General features: G+C 37.6%; 13 protein-coding genes. 3 read left to right on the top strand and 10 right to left on the bottom strand.

Features of this window, described 5'->3' with window-relative positions; translation table 11 throughout:
- Positions 1 to 14 precede the first annotated feature (14 nt).
- From trpS to hutH, 5 genes are all read right to left on the bottom strand, one after another.
- Entirely contained in the window at positions 15 to 1013 is a 999-nt protein-coding gene (gene trpS, locus ACFS6I_RS00545) for a tryptophan--tRNA ligase (protein ID WP_380917367.1), read from the bottom strand.
- 113 nt (positions 1014 to 1126) lie between these two features.
- Entirely contained in the window at positions 1127 to 2086 is a 960-nt protein-coding gene (hutG, locus tag ACFS6I_RS00540; protein WP_380917365.1) for a formimidoylglutamase, read from the bottom strand.
- On the bottom strand, positions 2076 to 4091 hold the full coding sequence (locus tag ACFS6I_RS00535) for a urocanate hydratase (RefSeq protein WP_315398658.1): 2016 nt from the start codon (positions 4089 to 4091) through the stop codon (positions 2076 to 2078). The genes hutG and ACFS6I_RS00535 overlap by 11 nt, the downstream gene beginning before the upstream one ends.
- Positions 4088 to 5341, bottom strand: coding sequence for an imidazolonepropionase (gene hutI, locus ACFS6I_RS00530; protein ID WP_380917362.1), 1254 nt, complete (start codon positions 5339 to 5341; stop codon positions 4088 to 4090). The genes ACFS6I_RS00535 and hutI overlap by 4 nt, the downstream gene beginning before the upstream one ends.
- 3 nt (positions 5342 to 5344) lie before the next feature.
- Positions 5345 to 6925 (bottom strand): histidine ammonia-lyase, encoded by a 1581-nt coding sequence (gene hutH / locus ACFS6I_RS00525; protein WP_380917360.1) that lies wholly within the window; start codon positions 6923 to 6925, stop codon positions 5345 to 5347.
- 283 nt (positions 6926 to 7208) lie between these two features.
- On the opposite strand from hutH, the gene ACFS6I_RS00520 reads away from it, so the two are divergent.
- On the top strand, positions 7209 to 8117 hold the full coding sequence (locus ACFS6I_RS00520; protein WP_132841621.1) for a LysR family transcriptional regulator: 909 nt from the start codon (positions 7209 to 7211) through the stop codon (positions 8115 to 8117).
- 70 nt (positions 8118 to 8187) lie between these two features.
- Here the strand turns inward: ACFS6I_RS00520 and ACFS6I_RS00515 are convergent, their stop codons facing one another.
- Positions 8188 to 9732 (bottom strand): SulP family inorganic anion transporter, encoded by a 1545-nt coding sequence (locus ACFS6I_RS00515; protein ID WP_132841622.1) that lies wholly within the window; start codon positions 9730 to 9732, stop codon positions 8188 to 8190.
- 389 nt (positions 9733 to 10121) lie between these two features.
- Between ACFS6I_RS00515 and metA the strand changes: the two genes are divergently transcribed.
- Positions 10122 to 11066 carry a homoserine O-acetyltransferase MetA gene (metA, locus tag ACFS6I_RS00510; RefSeq protein WP_132841624.1) on the top strand — a complete coding sequence of 315 codons (945 nt, stop codon included), beginning with the start codon at positions 10122 to 10124 and terminating at the stop codon, positions 11064 to 11066.
- Between the two features lie 130 nt (positions 11067 to 11196).
- Here metA and mazG read toward each other — a convergent pair whose 3' ends face one another.
- The 4 genes from mazG to gltS form a co-directional block, all read right to left on the bottom strand.
- A complete protein-coding gene (gene mazG / locus ACFS6I_RS00505) occupies positions 11197 to 12003 on the bottom strand; it encodes a nucleoside triphosphate pyrophosphohydrolase (RefSeq protein ID WP_380917357.1) in 807 nt (268 codons plus the stop codon).
- 53 nt (positions 12004 to 12056) lie between these two features.
- On the bottom strand, positions 12057 to 13544 hold the full coding sequence (locus ACFS6I_RS00500) for an aminotransferase-like domain-containing protein (RefSeq protein WP_380917355.1): 1488 nt from the start codon (positions 13542 to 13544) through the stop codon (positions 12057 to 12059).
- Between the two features lie 53 nt (positions 13545 to 13597).
- The gene (locus ACFS6I_RS00495) at positions 13598 to 14221 is read right to left on the bottom strand and encodes a hypothetical protein (RefSeq protein ID WP_132771383.1); all 624 of its coding nucleotides are present in this window, start codon (positions 14219 to 14221) and stop codon (positions 13598 to 13600) included.
- Positions 14222 to 14289: 68 nt separating this feature from the next.
- Positions 14290 to 15489, bottom strand: a complete 1200-nt coding sequence (gltS, locus tag ACFS6I_RS00490; RefSeq protein WP_168126041.1) for a sodium/glutamate symporter — start codon at positions 15487 to 15489, stop codon at positions 14290 to 14292.
- A 462-nt stretch (positions 15490 to 15951) separates the two neighbouring features.
- Here gltS and acnA point away from each other — a divergent pair, with 462 nt between their 5' ends.
- Positions 15952 to 18726, top strand: coding sequence for an aconitate hydratase AcnA (gene acnA / locus ACFS6I_RS00485; protein WP_132841634.1), 2775 nt, complete (start codon positions 15952 to 15954; stop codon positions 18724 to 18726).
- Positions 18727 to 18806: the final 80 nt, after the last annotated feature.

Below are 18806 nucleotides of genomic sequence, written 5' to 3'. Positions count from 1 at the left end.
TTGGGTTTTAAATCTTAATAAAATCTTTTAATGCCAATGATTTCACGTACTTCTTTCAATGTTTTACGTGCTGATTCACTCGCTTTTTCAGCGCCTAATTTCGCTACTTTAGCAATATACGCATCATCATTTGAAATATCTTCAATGCGTGACCGTATAGGCTCTGTTGCAATGACCATATCTTCTGCTAACTGTTTTTTAAAATCACCATAACGAATAGCGCAATTGTTATATAGATCGTTAAAATGTTCTAATGTATCGGGTGCTGACACAACTTTCATCAAATCAAAAAGATTTTGAACAGCTTCTGGTTTAGGTTGGTTCATTTCCGTTGGACCAGAGTCAGATACAGCCCGCATTACTTTTTTACGAATTACATCCGTACTATCGGACAAGTAAATACAATCTGCCTCACCATTGGATTTACCCATTTTACCTTGTCCCGCTAAACCAGGGATTTTAACTAATTTATCTGAATAGGTAAAAGCAAATGCCTCTTTGAAATAATCGACATCGTATAAACGATTAAAACGGTTACCAAATGTTCTGGTCATTTCTAAATGTTGCTCTTGATCTTTACCAACAGGAACTTTTGTGCCATGGTGAATTAAGATGTCGCAAGCCATCAAAACAGGGTATGTTAACAGTCCTGCATTCACATTATCAGGATTGCTGCGCACTTTATCTTTAAAAGCAGTAGCGCGCTCCAGCTCTCCCAAATATGCGTTCATATTCATATACAAATAAAGTTCTGCTACTTCAGGTACGTCAGACTGGACATATATCGTTGATTTTTCAGGGTCTATACCTGCAGCAAGATATTCAACAATCACTTGACGTACGGTGCTTTGCAGACCGTGAGGAGTTGGGTGCGTAGTTAAAGAGTGTAAATCGGCTATGAAGAAATAACAATTATATTCATTTTGCATTTTCACAAAATTGCTTAATGCGCCGTAATAGTTTCCTAAATGTAATTTTCCGGTACTTCTAATACCACTGACAACAGTTTCCATATTGCTTGCGAATTTACGGATAAATTCCCTAAATATAGTTCTAGGAATTTTTTCTTTTGCTTTTTTTTGCGATTAAAAAATGGATTGCTAGCAATTAAATTATAGCAAAAGATTTAAAGGTTAACAATATGAAAGAGTAGGTCCGCTGCTAATTTAGCAGTACGATTGTCAATATCGTACGCCGGATTAAATTCTGCGATATCTATACTTATTAGTTTTTCTGAAGAAATGATTAGTTGAAAAATTTCTAAGAAAAAAGCATCAGGCTGGATTCCGTTATGGGCCAATGCACTAACTCCTGGTGCACAGCTTGCAGCAAAAACATCTAAATCGACGGTTAGGTAGAGGTAATCTATTCCTGCTATAAATGACTCAACTTGTTGGATAATTGCCTCGCTATTTGACTTGTGAAAATGTTGAGCTTCTATCCAGTTTATCTGATAATCTTTTACCGCATCAAATAAAGCTTGTGTATTGCTGATTTTTTGTATTCCGATAGGGAGGTAATTGATTTTTTCTTCTTGCTGTGCAATTTGGTAAAAACCTGTACCGGAAGTTGCAATTTCCTGTTCTGGTTTTCGGATATCAAAATGGGCGTCAAAATTAATGATCCCGAGTTTATTGCGGGAATACGACTTGAGTCCTAGATAATGACCAAAAGTAATTTCGTGGCCACCCCCTAATACCATTGGAAAGCCTCCGCGTTGCAGTATAAGTTGGATAAAATAGCCAAGAGATTCTTGCGCATTTTCCAGTTGATGGTCGGAACAATAAACGGTCCCGGCATCAACGAGTTTCGTTTTTTTATCTCGAAATACTGGCAGGTTTGACAATGCTTTTATTAAAACTTCTGGTCCTTTTGCCGCACCTGTTCTTCCTAGGTTTCTTCTAACACCTTCATCGCAAGCAAAACCCAGTATGACATAGCAACCCGTAAGATCCTGTTCATTATTAAGATCGATACATGTGATTACCTGATGCCAACGCAGATGTTCTTCGCTTGTCCCATCTATACGTCCTGTCCACATTTTTCGATCTGCCGGAGTATAATGTTTCTGGTTTTTAGTTTTCATAATCCTTGAAAATTTGGTTTATCGTGTCTGTATCAACAAGATTTGCTAGGGTTACTTTCAACGTAGTAGTACGTTTTAATTCTACTTCTATAGCCTGTCTTGCGGTGTCATTTTGAGCCCATGCTCTGCGGGCAATACCATTATTAACATCGTAAAAGAGCATATTTTCAAGTTTTCTGTCTGCATCTTCGGAACCGTCAAGTAATAAGCCGAAACCACCGTTAATCACCTCGCCCCAACCAACTCCACCACCATTATGGATAGAAACCCAAGTAGCGCCTCTAAAGCTGTCACCGATTACATTATGAATGGCCATATCGGCTGTGAATTTACTGCCGTCATAAATGTTACTTGTTTCCCGGTATGGTGAGTCTGTTCCACTTACATCATGATGATCTCTGCCCAAAATAATCGGCCCCTTTAGTTGACCATTTCTTACCGCAAGATTAAATGCTTTAGCAATTCGAATTCTACCAATTGCATCAGCATATAGAATCCGGGCCTGTGAACCGACAACCAGTTTATTTTGATTTGCTTGTTCAATCCACTTGATATTGTCAGCTAATTGCTGTTTAATCTCAGGGTATGCTGTCTTTTTTAATTCCTGAAGTACCTCAAGTGCGATATGGTCTGTTGTCTTTAAATCTTCTGGATCTGCTGTCGAACATACCCATCGAAATGGACCAAATCCATAGTCAAAACACATGGGACCTAAAATATCCTGTACGTAAGATGGATATCGGAAGTCAATACCATTACTCGCCAATACAGCGGCTCCTGCGCGACTACTTTCAAGTAAGAATGCATTTCCATAATCGAAGAAATAAGTACCACGCGCGACATGGGCATTAATAGCGTCGACATGACGGACTAAGGATGCCTGAACTTGTGCCTTAAATACATCGGGCTGTTCTGCCATTAGCTTATTTGATTGTTCAAAACTTAGTCCGATCGGGTAGTAACCTCCGGCCCAAGGGTTGTGTAATGAGGTTTGGTCAGATCCAACTGAAATATAAATATTAGCATCTAGAAATGCTTCCCATATTTCTATTATATTGCCTATGTAGGCTATGGCGATAATTTCTTTATTTTTAATAGCTTGTTGAACGCGTTCTATGAGATCGTCCATGTTCTCCATTAAGATGTCCACCCATCCTTGTTTATGCCGTTTGCGAGCAGCGGCAGGATTAACCTCTGCACATACCGTGATGCACCCTGCAATATTTCCTGCTTTAGGTTGTGCACCACTCATGCCTCCAAGACCTGATGTTAAAAAGACTTTTCCGTGGATTGTATCTTCTTTTGACAAATGTTTTCGGAAGGCATTCATAACTGTGATCGTGGTACCATGTACGATTCCCTGTGGTCCGATGTACATATATGAGCCCGCCGTCATTTGGCCATATTGTGTAACCCCCATTGCATTGAAACGTTCCCAGTCATCGGGTTTGGAATAATTGGGAATCATCATGCCGTTTGTAATGACAACCCTTGGAGCATCTTTTGAAGATGGGAATAACCCCATTGGATGGCCACTGTACATATGTAGGGTTTGTTCGTCATTCATTTGGGCCAAGTATTGCATTGTAATTAAATACTGTGCCCAGTTCTGAAAAACAGCTCCGTTTCCACCATAGGTAATGAGTTCGTGAGGATGTTGCGCTATTTGTGGATCTAGGTTATTTTGTATCATTAACATGATGCTACGCGCCTGTAGGCTATTTCCAGGATACGCTTCAATTGGTCTAGCATACATTTCGTAGGTAGGGCGGAAGCGGTACATGTAGATTCTGCCAAATAGCATCAATTCCTCTAAAAATTCTTTTCCAAGTTCTACATGCCACTGCACTGGAAAATAGCGTAATGCATTTTTAATGGCTAATTTTTTTTCATCTTCCGATAGAATATCCTTTCGCTTAGGAGCATGACTTATGTTTTTATCATAAGAAACTTTAGGTGGTAGACTAGTTGGTATTCCTTGTAGAATTTCTTCTTTAAATATCATGATTCTTTTCCTTTCGTATAGATATTAATTCCCTTTTTCCATACCTGATCAGGTTTTAGTGTTCCTTGCATGTATGTAATATTTTGATAATTATTGGTTTTGTAAATAGCAAAATCTGCAAGTTCACCTGGCTGTAGACGACCACGGTCCGTCAGATTTAAAGCTAATGCAGCCCTAAATGTTATTGCAGCGAATACTTCAGCATTGGATAATTTTTCTGTAGTAGCTAAAATCGTCGCTTGGGTCATTAATTGTCCCATTGGAGCAGATCCGGGATTCCAGTCAGTGGCAATGGCTAAGCTAGCGCCTTGATCAAGAAGTTTTCTGGCAGGGGTAAATGCACATCCAATTCCGATTGATGCACCTGGTAAGGCGACGGCAACGGTATTGCTATCGGCCAGAAGTTTAATTTCTGTTTCATGTGATGCCTCTAGGTGATCTGCACTAATTGCATTATACTGGACCGCAACTTTCGATCCTGATGTTGAAAATTGATCTGCATGTACCGTGATATCAAAACCCATTTTCTGCGCCTTAGTAAAGTAATTTTGAATATCCTCGGCAGAAAAGGCGCTTTGTTCGATAAAAGCATCAATTCTATTGGAAAGCTGCTCTTCTTTTAAAATAGGGAATAGTTCAGATGCTATTTCTTCAAGATAGTCTACTGCAGTGCCTTCATAGTCTTTGGGCTTCATATGTGCTGCTAAGCAAGTTGGAATGAGATCAACGGCTATGGATTCTTGTGCTCTTTTTATAGCTCGCAGTATTTTTAACTCTTCTTTAACAGATAAACCATAGCCACTTTTCACTTCAATGGTGGTAATACCTTGTTTTATAAGTGCCTTTGAACAGTTGATAATATTTGTGATTAGTTCAGCTTCACTTGCATTTCGGGTATGTTGTACTGTGCTCCAGATACCTCCACCAGCTTTTGCAATTTCGAGGTAACTGGCACCGGCATTACGCAGGGCAAAATCATTAGCTCGATTTCCTGCAAAAGCAATATGTGTGTGACAATCGATATAGCCGGGAACGCAAACAGTCTCCTCTTCTATGATTACTAAAGTTGCATCATGAGCATGATTCTCCCTTAAACCATCGTAATTACCAATAGCTGCTATTTTTCCATTTTCCGTTAGTATACCAGCCTGTTCTTTAATTACGAGTTGCTGATCTGAAAGCGCTCCTTTAACCGGAACATTTGTCAATGATAACAATTGTGAGAAAGGACCTATTAATTTTTTACCCATAGTTTAATAGTTGTTGAAATATTCCTGATGAACACCGTGATAAGGTATACCTTGCTTATGTGCAATTTGTTTTGCTTCTGTAATCAAAGTCCCTGAAGAAATGAGCTGTTGAGCAGCTTGAAGTATCTCTTCCATTATTTGATCTTCTTTGATATGTGGAATCGATTTTCTGATCTTTTGGTGTACAGCCTCAATGATAGGCGTTGACTGTAGCGGTTTATGAAAATCAAAAGCCTGGGCCGCACAAATAAGTTCTATACTTAATATTTTACTAACATTATTGATGACCTGCAATAATTTTCGGGCACCGATGGATCCCATACTCACATGATCTTCCTGACCTAAAGAAGTAGGTATGCTATCTGCACTGGATGGAAAACAAAGTCCTTTATTTTCACTTGCTAATGCTGCTGTACTATATTGTAAGATCATAAATCCAGAGTTCAGGCCTGTTTCTTTGAGGAGTAGTTTTGGTACATTGGGCGTATCGCCTTCTAGTGACAGATATACACGTCTATCGGAAACATTGCCGATTTCTGATATCGCCAATGTTGCATAATCAATAGGAAGTGCAATTGGCTGTCCATGGAAACTACCGCCACTAATGGTTAGTTCGCTGTCGATGATGATCGGATTATCGGTTACGGCATTAATTTCAACTTCTATGGTTTCTTTTAAATGAAGCCATGCATTGCGAGAAGCTCCATGTATTTGTGGAATGCAGCGTAAAGAATATGGATCTTGAACACGAGAACAGTTTTTATGTGAGGTAACAATTTCTGAGGTCTCTAATAAGTTGAAGATCGTACTTGCTACATATTTATTTCCTTTGTAGGGTCTCAGTTCATGCAATTGTGGAAAGAAAGGTTTAATGGATCCATTTAGCCCTTCAATCATCAATGTGGCAACCAAATCTGCATTATCTAAGAGATTTTGCATTTCCACGACCGCTTTTACGGCATGAGCAGCCATAAACTGGGTTCCGTTAATGAGTGCTAATCCTTCTTTGGCTCCTAACGTAATCGGGCTGGTGTCAAATCGTGTTAATATTTGAGCTGTTGGAAGAATTTCACCTTTGTACCAGACTTTTCCTAATCCAATTAAAGGTAAAAATAAGTGCGAAAGAGGGGCTAGGTCTCCAGAGGCACCCACTGATCCTTGTTTAGGAACCACTGGAACGATATCCTGATCAATAAACCATAGAATGCGCTCTAACGTGCTTAGTTGAATACCTGAATATCCTTTTGCTAAGGCATGCGCTTTTAAAATCAGCATTAATTTAGACAATTGCTGATCGATGGGCTCTCCTATACCTACTGCATGGCTTTTTAGGATATTTTCTTGTAGTTTTTTAGTATCTGCAGGATTTATCAGCGTAGTACAAAGTGGACCAAAACCTGTGTTTATACCATATACTATTTTACCGGAATCAACAATTTCTTGAACATATTGTGCACTTTGAACAACTTTTTTTACTGTTTGTTCAGTTAATTGACCTTTAATATTTCCATTCGCTATCTGGATTGCTAGCGAGCTGGTCATGGTATCTTCGCCGTACTGAAATTTTTTAGTTTTATTTACCATTAGAATAAATTATTATGTTGATTAAGGATCGTCAAAATCTGTCTATCCTTTCCATTTGATTTATACATTGCTTTTTAAGAAGGAGTGACCATTATTACACTTTTGCATTTTGAACTGTTTATACATGAATCGTACTTAATTATTTAGAAAAAGTTGCCTGTGTATTGGTTTTGTTTCCTAAACGTTCTATCGTGCGTATAGCTGTTAATCTCATTCCGTTATTTCAAATTTAACTCCTATATTTAATAATTATAAATACCAATTTTGGCAAGTATTGATTACTATGAGTTATCAAATAGAATTAAGGCATCTGTATTATTTTAAAGTTTTGGCAGAGGAGTTACATTTTAGAAAAGCGGCAGAAAGGCTTTATATTTCTCAACCTGGCTTATCTCGTCAGATTAAACAGATGGAAGATATTTATAGAGCAACTTTATTTGATAGAGGGAAACGGTATGTGCGACTTACAGCTGCAGGCTTTTACCTAAAAAAGGAGGTTGATATTTTATTTAATCAAATGGATAAAATAGCCCGTGAGCTTCGTATTATGGGATCAGACGATATCACTGAACTTCGTCTTGGGTTTATCGGTTCAGCAGTACAATCTATTCTTGCTAAAGTACTGGTTCGATTAAAACAAGATTTTCCTGCAGTTGAGGTAGACTTACAGGAGCTTTCTAATGAGATGCAGATTACGAAGGTGTTGAAGGAAGAACTTGATTTTGGACTCGTGCGTCTAGATAATTTTCCAAATGGGATTCGTCATATCGCAATCATCAAAGAACACTTTTCGTTGGTCATTCCTCACGATTATCCCATTCAGACGGCAAATTTTAAAACGTTAAATGATTTTAAAAATGAACCGTTTATTCTGTTTTCCAAAGATTATAGCCATTCTTATTATGATCTGGTGATGAGTATTTTTAGAGATGCTTCATTTGAACCGCATGTTGCTTTGCGGACGGTAAATGCTTTGACAATTTTCAATCTTGTAGAGCAGGGTTTGGGTATTGCAATTGTACCGGCATCTTTAAAAAAAGGATATACTTCTAAAGTAAATTTTATTGATCTAAACCATATTGAACAGCGAACCACTTTATCATTAATCTATAATGCGAATGTAAATCATGCAGGAATTGATCTGTTTTTAAATGTTATTCAGAAGGAATTGAATTTATCGGATGAAGATTAAACTATAAGAGTCCATACTAAATCAGTATGGACTCTTATAGTTTAATCGTGTATGGCTATTCAGCGTTGTTTTAATGAGCACTACCAACTAATACATATCCGAAGAATTCTCTAAACGAGTCGGGGTTGTCCACTGTTCCTCGTTCGGAAATAAGTTTTATGTTGATATTGTTGTTTTTTGCTTTTACTTTAAATTCATCTAAATACTCAATGATATCGTAATCTAATATTTTGGTTTTGCGCACGTCTAATTCTAAGTAAGAACCAGGCTGTAATCCATCTAATTCTTTTACGATCGCTCCTCTATTGACAAAAGTTACCTCTTCTGCAAAATTCATATGAAAAACGTTTCCTTCCTTGACCAGCATAACATGGGAATTATTATAGGATTTGATAAGTGACACAACTACTGCTACAACTAAACCGACAATAATACCTTTAAGGAGATCTGTCGTGAGTATACCAACTACTGTGACTACAAATGGAATTAATTGATCTTTTCCTAATTTTTTCATGTCCAAGAATTGTTTTGGGTTGCCTAATTTGTAACCGATAACCAATAGTATTGCTGCTAAAACTGCATTAGGGATTAAATTAAGGAATGCAGGAATGGAGATGACACTGAGTACAAGTAAGAGACCATGAACTATAGTTGATAGTTTTGACACTCCGCCACTCATCGCATTAGCTGATGAGCGAACGATAACTTGTGTAATAGGAAGCCCACCTATTAAACCTGAAAATGAATTACCTATTCCTTGTGCTATTAGCTCTCTGTTGGTTGGTGTCTGACGTTTTAGTGGATCTAATTTATCGGTAGCTTCTACCGATAATAAGGATTCTAAAGAGGCTACAATGGCGATGGTAAATGCAATTTGCCATACCATTGGATTTGCTATTCCATTTGCGAAATCGGGTAGTGTAAATTGTCCCAGGAAGTCGGTTACTGTTTCAGGTACGGGTACTTTGACCAGAAGATCCTGATCAATAGAAAATACTTCATGGTTTGTATCTCCAATCGTGATCTGGTAAATAATACCAACAATTACAGCAATAAGGGAGCCTGGTAACAGTTTGAAGAAGTTGGATTTTTTACCAAGAAAATTATCCCATATAATAAGTATGGCTAAGGAAATAATTGTCATGATTATAGCTCCGGTAGTAATATAAGATGCATCAAAATTTTTGAACGAAAATTTCTCTGTGTATCCGAATGCCAACGGAATCTGTTTTAGGAAAATGGATATACCGATAGCGCATAACATACCCTTAATAACGGATGAAGGGAAGTAATATCCAATTACGCCTGCTTTTAATAATCCAAGAACAATCTGTATTAAACCGGCTATAACCACTGCGACTAAAAAGATATTGTATGCCCCTAGGTCTGTGATAGCGGTATAGACGATGACCACTAGGCCTGCCGCTGGTCCTGATACTCCTATGGTAGATTTTGATAGCAGTCCTACAAGGATACCGCCTATAATTCCCGCGATAATTCCGGAAAAAACAGGCGCCCCACTCGCCAGAGCGACTCCTAAACAGAGTGGTAGAGCAACAAAAAACACGACAATACTCGCCGGGATATCTTTTTTCCAATTTTGTAATAGGTTCATAATCAAGAGTGTTTAATCTGTTCTTATCATACAACTATCGTTCCTGAAAAAGGTTTTTAAAAGCAATAAAATTTATGTCGGGAGGTATTATGATTTATAAAGAGTGGGGGGCAGATTTTCATTCCTGTGTCAAGTTTTTTTTGGGGGTAGATGTGTTTTTAATATTCGATAGTAGCTCTTAAATCGCCCAAAGAGTTGTGTTTTATCGTAATATTAGTGGTTTTAAGTGTTTTTGAGCAATGGACATCATAATTTTAAGGATGTATCGGTCTGTTTTAAAATCAGTTCTAATTCTATTTATTATAGCTATTATCAACGATTGGTGAGATAACTCATTTAAATTTTTTTATCTTTATGCCCAAACTAAACCAAGGTGAGGGAGGAAGCATATGCCAGTCAAAATACCAGATAATTTGCCAGCTATTGAGCTATTAAAAAAAGAAAATATTTTTGTGATGAGTGATCTTAGAGCCAACGAACAGGATATCCGTCCGATGAAGGTTCTAATTTTGAATTTAATGCCTTTGAAAATTACAACAGAAACTGATTTTATCCGGTTGCTGTCTAATAATCCTTTGCAAGTAGAAGTGGAGTTTTTGAGATTAGATACTCACATGTCTAAAAACACACCTCAAGAACACTTGGAAATGTTCTATAAATCGTTTTCTGCAGTGGAAGATCAGTACTATGATGGGATGATCATTACAGGTGCTCCAGTAGAGATGATGCCATTTGAAGAGGTTAACTACTGGGATGAAGTGACTCGTATTTTTGATTGGGCAAAAAAGCACGTGACGTCTACACTTTATATTTGTTGGGCATCGCAAGCGGCACTTTATCATTTTTACGGCGTTGAAAAAACACCATTAGCGGAGAAACTGTTTGGAGTATATAAACATACTACTTTAGATAAAGCTAATCCTCTATTTAGAGGTTTTGATGATGAGTATTTTATCCCGCACAGTAGACATACGACAATTTTAAAATCTGAAATTGAAGATAAACCAGAAATTGAGCTTTTGTCTGAATCTCCTGAAGCAGGTCTTGCGATACTATCATCACGAGGTGGACGTGAATTTTATTTAACTGGTCATTCAGAATATGCTCCACTTACTTTACATACTGAATATATGCGTGATGTGGAGAAAGGATTAGAAATTGAGGTGCCAGATAATTATTATTTAAATAATGATCCAGCACAGTCACCATTAGTAAGGTGGTCTGGTCATGCGAATTTGCTATTTAATAACTGGTTGAATTATTATGTTTATCAAGAGACTCCTTTTGATTTAAATGAACTTGAATCTTTGGAAGAAATTAAGAGACAAAATTAATATTAGCTTTTAAGCTATCATGAGCAAGCTCGATCTTGTACTGTATAATAGTGCGGTACAAGATCGAGCTTTAATTTCTTTGTAGCAGGATGTTTCGGATCTGTTATGAAAAATAAACTTCTATTTATAGTTAGCTTAATTTTTTAGCTTCATTCCAATAAATATCCATTTCTTCCAGTGTCATGTCTTGGAGATTTTGTCCATTTTGATTAGCTCTTTGCTCAAGGTAGGTGAAGCGGCTAATGAATTTTTTATTGGTTCGTTCCAGTGCATTTTCAGGATTGATACCAATGTGACGTGCATAATTGATTAATGAAAAAAGCAAATCACCAAATTCGCCCTCAGCCTTATTTAAATCTGACTCTTCGGGTTTATCAATGTCATATTCAGCTTTGAATTCCGCTAGTTCTTCTTCTACTTTTGCCCAGACTTCTTTTTTATCTTCCCAATCAAACCCTACACCACGTACCTTATCCTGTATGCGATAGGCTTTAACTAAAGCAGGCAGACCTTTAGGTACGCCGGATAAAACAGATTTGTTTCCTTCTTTTAATTTGAGGGTCTCCCAATTCTGTTTAACCTGTTCTTCATTTTCTACATCAATATCGCCATAGACATGGGGATGACGGCTGATTAATTTATCGCAAATGCTATTGAGTACATCTACTATCGTAAAACGGTTTTCCTCTTCTGCTATACGTGCATAAAAGACCAGGTGCATCATAACATCTCCTAGTTCTTTTTTGATTTCGGGGTAATCTTCATCTAAGATCGCGTCTGTAAGTTCATACAACTCTTCGATGGTTAGATGACGTAAGGACTGCATGGTCTGTTTCTTATCCCACGGGCAAGCTACGCGAAGTGTATATAAAACATCCAATAAACGTTGAAAAGCCGTAGCAGGAGTAAACTCAATTGCAGGAATGGGGTGACTCATATTGAAAAATTTAGATCAAAATTAGGGATTTAAAGATGAAAAATAGCATGCTTCTATTTTATTGTCATTAATGAGTCTCGAAGAATGGTCACACTATTTTCCATTTCCGATTCAGTAAGATTGCCGAAACCAATTCGGATTGCGGTCATATCTTTAGCTTGATATAAGAGTGTTTTTGGAAGAAATAGATTTGCTTTTGCGCATTGCTTCTGTAAATGAATTAAGTTGATATCTTTTTTCCAGTTGGTCCAAAGAGCAAGACCGCCGGCAGGAATATCGAAGTCGACATATTCATGTAATTCACGGGCGAGTAAATAACTCATATAATTGCGTCTTTCTTTATACAGTTTGACTGATTTTTTTAAATAGCGATGTATTTCACCTTCTTCAATTAGATCACTTAATACTTGCTCCATGACAAAGTCACCTTGATGATCCATGATATTTAATAACTTTTGTAATTCTTTGATTAGGTTTTCAGGTGCGACGATAAAACCTGTACGGAAACCAGGCGCTAATGATTTACCAAAGCTTCCTGTATAAATAACCATCCCATCATAATCCACAGTTGCCATAGGGAGAAGGGGGGCATCATCATAATGGAAGTCATAATCGTAATCGTCCTCAATGACGGCAAAACCATATTTTGAAGCGAGTGCTAATACGATCGTTCTTCTTTGCTGACTAAGTGTCACTGTCGTGGGATAGTGATGATGCGGTGTCAGATAAAGCAATCTGATCTTTTGTGTAAGACAGATCTGTTCAAGAGATTCGACAGCAATTCCTTCATGATCTACTGGAATGGATTTAATTCTAGCCCCGGCCTGTTGGAAGATCATGTTTATTGCAAAATAACTTGGTTGTCCTACAATGACTAAATCGTTTGCCTGTAGTAAAGTTTGAGCAATGATATAGGTACTCATCTCAACAGACCGTGTGATCAATAGATTTTTAGGTTGGATATGCAGACCTCTACTTTGATTTAAAAAATTGCACAACTGTTCTCGAAATGTGGCTGGTCTTTTTTGATCTGAATATCCTAGGTATTTAGTGTTCTTTTTTCGTTTTAGATTTGCGGTATAAAACTTAGAAAGCTGTTGCAAAGGAGATACTCTACTATCAGGAATGCCGTCATCAAATTTTAAGATACATGTAGAGGTTTCAAAAGGATTTTCTAATATGGTACTTTTTTCAAAATCATAACCAGTTTGGTCTGCATACTGATTCTGGATTATTGTTTGCGAAAATTCACTATTTTTCCTTGCTTTGGACGTATTTCGAAGTACAAATGATCCTACATTTGGCTTGGTTTCAATCCAACCCTGTGATTCGAGCTCCTGTAATGCAGCAACTACTGTATTGCGATGTATAGATAGTGTTTGCGCTAGCTGCCTACTTCCGGGCAGTTTTGTTCCGATAGGTATAAAACCGCGCTGAATGGCCTGAATGATTTGTTGTGCCAGTTGTACATAAATGGAGGTTTCATCCAGTCTATTCAGGCTGATAAAGCTGTTGAAAGGAATTTGACCCGGACTATTCATATGTTGGATAAATTGAAATTATTAAATAGTCCGGAAAGTTAAGTATTATTAGATTACTCTTGGAGTTTTTTGATTACTTTTCTAATTCTTGTTTTTTTGGATTCCTTTTCGACACCGTCTAAGCGATTTGTGAGCATTTTGCTTAGGTCAGTTTTATATTGTCTTGGAACAACTTTTAAAGCCTGTTCCGCGTACATTGGAAGCTGATTGGGCGGGCATTTTAGTAACTGTTCATGTAATAACGGAAATACATCTTCATGCTCCAGTGATAAGTATTTGATTAATATAGCAATACATTTATCCCTTGTGATAACAGAACCTTGTTCAGCAATAGCAATTAGTTGTGGTAGGAGCGGGAAAATAGCTTCATGTTGTAATAGAAGAATAGCATCCAGTGCTGTCATAGCTCCCCACTGTAAACGGTTATCCTTACTTGTTAACAGCGTGATAAAATCCAAATAGTATGCCGCTATCATAATAGGGGATAAGTACCCAATTTCGTAAAGAACTTTGATGCAATCGTGTTGGATCCTTTTGTTTTTGCTTTGTAGTAATTGAATTAATTCTTTAATAGCTTCATTGTCCTCTGCGCTGACGATTTGTTTTGCCAATGAAATATTGGCTGACTCATCTGTTTTCCCTAAACTGGAAGATAAATAATTGAAAACATGGATCATGTGCAATTACGTTTTTATTATTATTTAATGTTGCTTCGAATGGAATTGTTAGATTATTAATAAAATTTTTAGGATAGGTAACTTACAAATAATTTAATAAACAAGTTATTTAATATATCAACAAAGAATGCACCTACCATGGGTACGATTAGAAACGCTTTGTGGGACGGCCCATATTTGTCGGTGATCGATTGCATATTCGCAACAGCCGTCGGCGTTGCGCCTAGTCCAAAACCACAATGTCCAGCACTGAGCACTATAGCGTCATAATCGCTTCCCATTACTCTGAAAGTAATGAACATTGCAAATAGTATCATAAGTACTGTTTGTAAGATCAATATAACTAAAACTTGTGAAGCAAGGCCCTGTAATTGCCAAAGCTGTAAGGACATTAGTGCAATGGTCAAAAATAGATATAAACCGGTATTGCCAAGCACATCTACAGCATGATCATTTACAATATAACTGGACGATCTGCTAATGGTATTGCGAATAATAACACCTACAAAAAGGCACCATACAAAATTTGGAAGTTCCAACCATGAGCCTTTGCAATATTCATACAATAAATGTCCCAATGCTAGACAAATTGTGAACATAGTCAGGGTTTCAATCATATTGCGAACATTGATTCTTCGGTTTGAATCAGGGTTTTCGAACATTTCAATTGGCGCTCCTCTTTCTTGAATAATTTTTGTAGGTTGGATATTCTTCTTTTTTAAAAGCACTTTTGCTACGGGGCCACCGATGAGACCACCCATGACCAGACCATAGGTAGCACATGCCATTGCGAGCTCCATCGCTCCATTTATTTGGAATATATCGGTGAGATTTTGGGCCCATGCCGCACCAGTACCATGTCCCCCTGTTAAGGTAATAGATCCGGCAATAAGTCCATAACTAGGATCAATGCCTAGCAGAGATGCCACGGATATCCCAAAAACATTTTGAACGATCATGAAAGATCCTGTTAGAAAAACGAATATCAAAAGTGGTTTTCCTCCTTTTTTTAATTTATCGAATTCTGCACTTAAACCAATTGAAGTAAAAAAGAAAAGCATCATGGTGGTCTGAAGCGAACCTTCAAAGGTAAAATTGATACCCATTGTCGCATGCAAGATGTAAAGGACAATTGCAACGACAAACCCTCCTACAACAGGTTCTGGTATATTGTAGTTTCTCAGGAAATTTATTTTTTTAACAATAAAAAATCCTAAAATCAAAACAAGACAGGCAAAAGCTAGGGTTTCAAATAGTCCAAATGTCATATAGCTATCTATAAGTGGGTTTGTCATTCAAATAAAACGGAAAGTTAAGAATAAAATAATAACTTGTATTTGACTTCTCTGTAGGTGTAAGGTTAATTAAAATATTTTCACTGTTTTTAGTCCTACATCTAACGGTTTATTCGCGTGCATTTTCCTTTCATAGTTGTAATCATGTTGAAAGCATTGATGTCTTGATTTCGAATAGGATAGATTATTGGTTCTTATTATCCCCAACTATGTACAGTTTTAGTATGTAACATACATTATCGTTAGTTTTTCACTACTCGGCTAGATCTTATATTTTTCTCATTCATTTTGAAAATGCGACTGTGAGTTTAAATAATGAGTGTAACATTTCTACTCTTTAGTAATCTATTAAAACTTAATATTCTATTCATTGTTATTTGTTTTGCTTCTCAATAGTTAATTAAGTAAATTTATGTACCAACAAAACGTGTCAATATGAGTACAACGAACGCCAAATCTTTAAAGTCAATAAGTATAAACGGGAAAAGCTATCATTATTGTTCGCTTAAAAATCTTCCCGAAGGCTCTGTAAGTCATCTTCCTTTTAGTATCCGCATTTTGCTTGAAAATGTGCTGCGGAATTACGATGGTTTTAGCATTACCGACGAACATATTCATACACTCATCAACTGGACACCAGCTCCTGTCGATAAGGACATTCCTTTTAAGCCAGCTCGTATTCTGATGCAAGATTTTACTGGTGTTCCTGCTGTAGTCGATATGGCCTCGCTCCGGGCTGAATATGTACGTCATGGAAAAGATGGTCAAAAGATCAACCCTGCAATTCCAGTGGACTTGGTGATTGACCACTCTGTGCAGGTGGATTATTATGGAACAGATTATTCTTACGGAAAAAATGTTGAACTGGAATACCAACGTAATCAGGAACGTTATGAATTGCTCAAATGGGCACAGCATGGATTGAAAAACTTTACCGTAGTTCCTCCGGGGATGGGAATTTGTCATCAGGTCAATCTTGAATATCTTGCTAAGGGGATTATTGAACGCGAGGGATGGTTGTTTCCGGACACCTTGGTTGGTACGGATTCGCACACGCCTATGGTGAATGGTCTGGGTGTAGTAGGATGGGGAGCCGGCGGTATAGAAGCGGAGGCTGCTATGCTGGGACAGCCTATATTTTTTACTTGCCCGGAAGTGATTGGATTAAAATTGACCGGGAAAATACCGGATATCTGTACGGCTACCGATATGGTATTATCGATTACTAAAGTACTTCGTGATAAAGGTGTAGTAGGAAAGTTTGTTGAACTTTTTGGAGATGGTCTGGACCATTTAACAGTTACGGATAGAGCGACTATTGCTAATATGTCTCCAGAATTCGGGTGTACGATTACTTATTTTCCTATCGACGAACGGACGTTGGAGTACATGCAAACAACCAATCGTACAGCAGAACACATCAGGATCGTAGAAGAATATAGCAAAGAAAACCTATTGTGGAGAACTGGTCACGAAGAAATTAATTTTTCTTCAATTGTTGAATTTGATTTATCGACATTAGAACCAACGGTTTCGGGTCCAAAGCGGCCGCAGGATAAAATCTTGGCTAAGGATCTTGGTAGCCAGTTTGCTAATCTGTTGCAACAGGAATACCAGCGTAATTATAGTCTTCCGAATCAGAGAAAAGAATCGGCATGGTTAGCTGACGGTGGTTCTGGAACAGAATTTACTTTTGGTAAAGTTCCAAAAAATACAGATTCTACCATGGAGGTTGTTCAGGATACAATGCAGGCTGTTCGAATTAAATATAAAAATCAGGAATTTATTTTGAGCGATGGTAGTATTGTTATTGCCGCTATTACGAGCTGTACCAATACTTCTAATCCAGCTGTTATGATCGGCGCTGGATTGTTGGCAAGAAATGCCATAGAAAAAGGATTGCGTACGAAATCATGGGTAAAAACTTCACTAGCACCAGGATCAAAAGTCGTGACACAGTACTTAGAGCGTTCAGGTTTGAGTACTGATCTGGAAGCTCTTCGCTTTCATACTGTGGGATATGGATGTACTTCTTGTATTGGAAATTCTGGTCCATTACCTCCGCATATTGCGGAAGCCGTAGATAAAGGAGAATTGGTGGTGGCCTCTGTACTTTCGGGTAACCGAAATTTTGAAGCTAGGGTACACCCTCAGGTAAAAATGAATTTTCTCATGTCGCCAATGCTAGTGGTTGCTTACGCTTTAGTAGGGAGGGTCGATGTTGATCTGATAAATGATCCATTGTCGTACGATCCAAACGGAAATCCCGTGTATCTGAAAGATATATGGCCAAGCCGTGAGGAAATCGTCCAGACAGTCAATGACTGTGTCAAACAAAGCGATTTTCAGGAAGTCTATGATGTGATCTTTGATGGCTCTGAAGACTGGAAAAATTTAGAAGTAAATCTAGCCGAGCGTTTTGAATGGAATAAAAGTTCGACTTATATTAAAGAAGCTCCTTTTTTTGAAAACCTTCAGGTAAATCCTGATCCAGTGGCTAATATTACAGGTGCTCGTGTATTACTGTATTTAGGTGATTCGGTTACAACTGACCATATTTCGCCAGCAGGCTCTTTCCGTGAAGATAGTGCCGCGGGAAAATATTTAGCAGAACATGGTGTGAATAAAGCTGATTTCAATTCTTACGGTTCCCGTCGTGGTAATCATGAAGTCATGATGCGCGGAACCTTTGCCAATGTGCGTATTAAAAATAAAATTGTAGATCAAGAAGGCGGTTTCAGTATATACTTTCCAAGTGGTGAGGTAAAGACAGTTTATGAAACGGCTATGGAATATCAGAAAACGCATACACCACTGATTGTATTGGCTGGAAAGGAGTACGGGTCTGGCTCATCTCGTGACTGGGCGGCAAAAGGTGCTTATTTATTAGGTGTAAAAGCTGTTATTGCAGAGAGTTTTGAAAGGATACACCGCAGCAATCTTGTTGGTATGGGGGTTGCCCCATTAGTTTTCATTGATGGACAAAATACCGCCACTTTAGGTTTGGATGGTACTGAAGTTTTTGATATTACAGGAATTGCGGATAATCTAAAACCTCATAAGCTTTTGGATGTGAAAGCAATACATCGGAATGGGAAAATAACCGAATTTAAGGTTCAGGCCCGGATGGATTCGGCTATTGAAATTGAATATTACAAAAATAATGGTATTTTACAATACGTCTTAAGAGATTATTTAAAAAACAGTTAATGCGTATTTTTTCAATTTATATATGTAAAATATAAGAAGGGTTTGGCTATTTATAAAGTCAAACCCTTCTTTGTTTTAAT

Source organism: Sphingobacterium anhuiense (assembly GCF_042686355.1).
Lineage (GTDB): Bacteria > Bacteroidota > Bacteroidia > Sphingobacteriales > Sphingobacteriaceae > Sphingobacterium > Sphingobacterium anhuiense.
The sequence above is the reverse complement of the archived record's forward strand: the minus strand, read 5'-3'. Positions and strand labels throughout refer to the sequence as shown.

Bases quoted from the DNA above. Each gene is read 5' to 3' on its own strand.
- trpS (WP_380917367.1), bottom strand. From the start codon at position 1,013: ATGGAAACTGTTGTCAGTGGTATTAGAAGTACCGGAAAATTACATTTA.
- hutG (WP_380917365.1), bottom strand. From the start codon at position 2,086: ATGAAAACTAAAAACCAGAAACATTATACTCCGGCAGATCGAAAAATG.
- ACFS6I_RS00535 (WP_315398658.1), bottom strand. From the start codon at position 4,091: ATGATATTTAAAGAAGAAATTCTACAAGGAATACCAACTAGTCTACCA.
- hutI (WP_380917362.1), bottom strand. From the start codon at position 5,341: ATGGGTAAAAAATTAATAGGTCCTTTCTCACAATTGTTATCATTGACA.
- hutH (WP_380917360.1), bottom strand. From the start codon at position 6,925: ATGGTAAATAAAACTAAAAAATTTCAGTACGGCGAAGATACCATGACC.
- ACFS6I_RS00520 (WP_132841621.1), top strand. From the start codon at position 7,209: ATGAGTTATCAAATAGAATTAAGGCATCTGTATTATTTTAAAGTTTTG.
- ACFS6I_RS00515 (WP_132841622.1), bottom strand. From the start codon at position 9,732: ATGAACCTATTACAAAATTGGAAAAAAGATATCCCGGCGAGTATTGTC.
- metA (WP_132841624.1), top strand. From the start codon at position 10,122: ATGCCAGTCAAAATACCAGATAATTTGCCAGCTATTGAGCTATTAAAA.
- mazG (WP_380917357.1), bottom strand. From the start codon at position 12,003: ATGAGTCACCCCATTCCTGCAATTGAGTTTACTCCTGCTACGGCTTTT.
- ACFS6I_RS00500 (WP_380917355.1), bottom strand. From the start codon at position 13,544: ATGAATAGTCCGGGTCAAATTCCTTTCAACAGCTTTATCAGCCTGAAT.
- ACFS6I_RS00495 (WP_132771383.1), bottom strand. From the start codon at position 14,221: ATGATCCATGTTTTCAATTATTTATCTTCCAGTTTAGGGAAAACAGAT.
- gltS (WP_168126041.1), bottom strand. From the start codon at position 15,489: ATGACATTTGGACTATTTGAAACCCTAGCTTTTGCCTGTCTTGTTTTG.
- acnA (WP_132841634.1), top strand. From the start codon at position 15,952: ATGAGTACAACGAACGCCAAATCTTTAAAGTCAATAAGTATAAACGGG.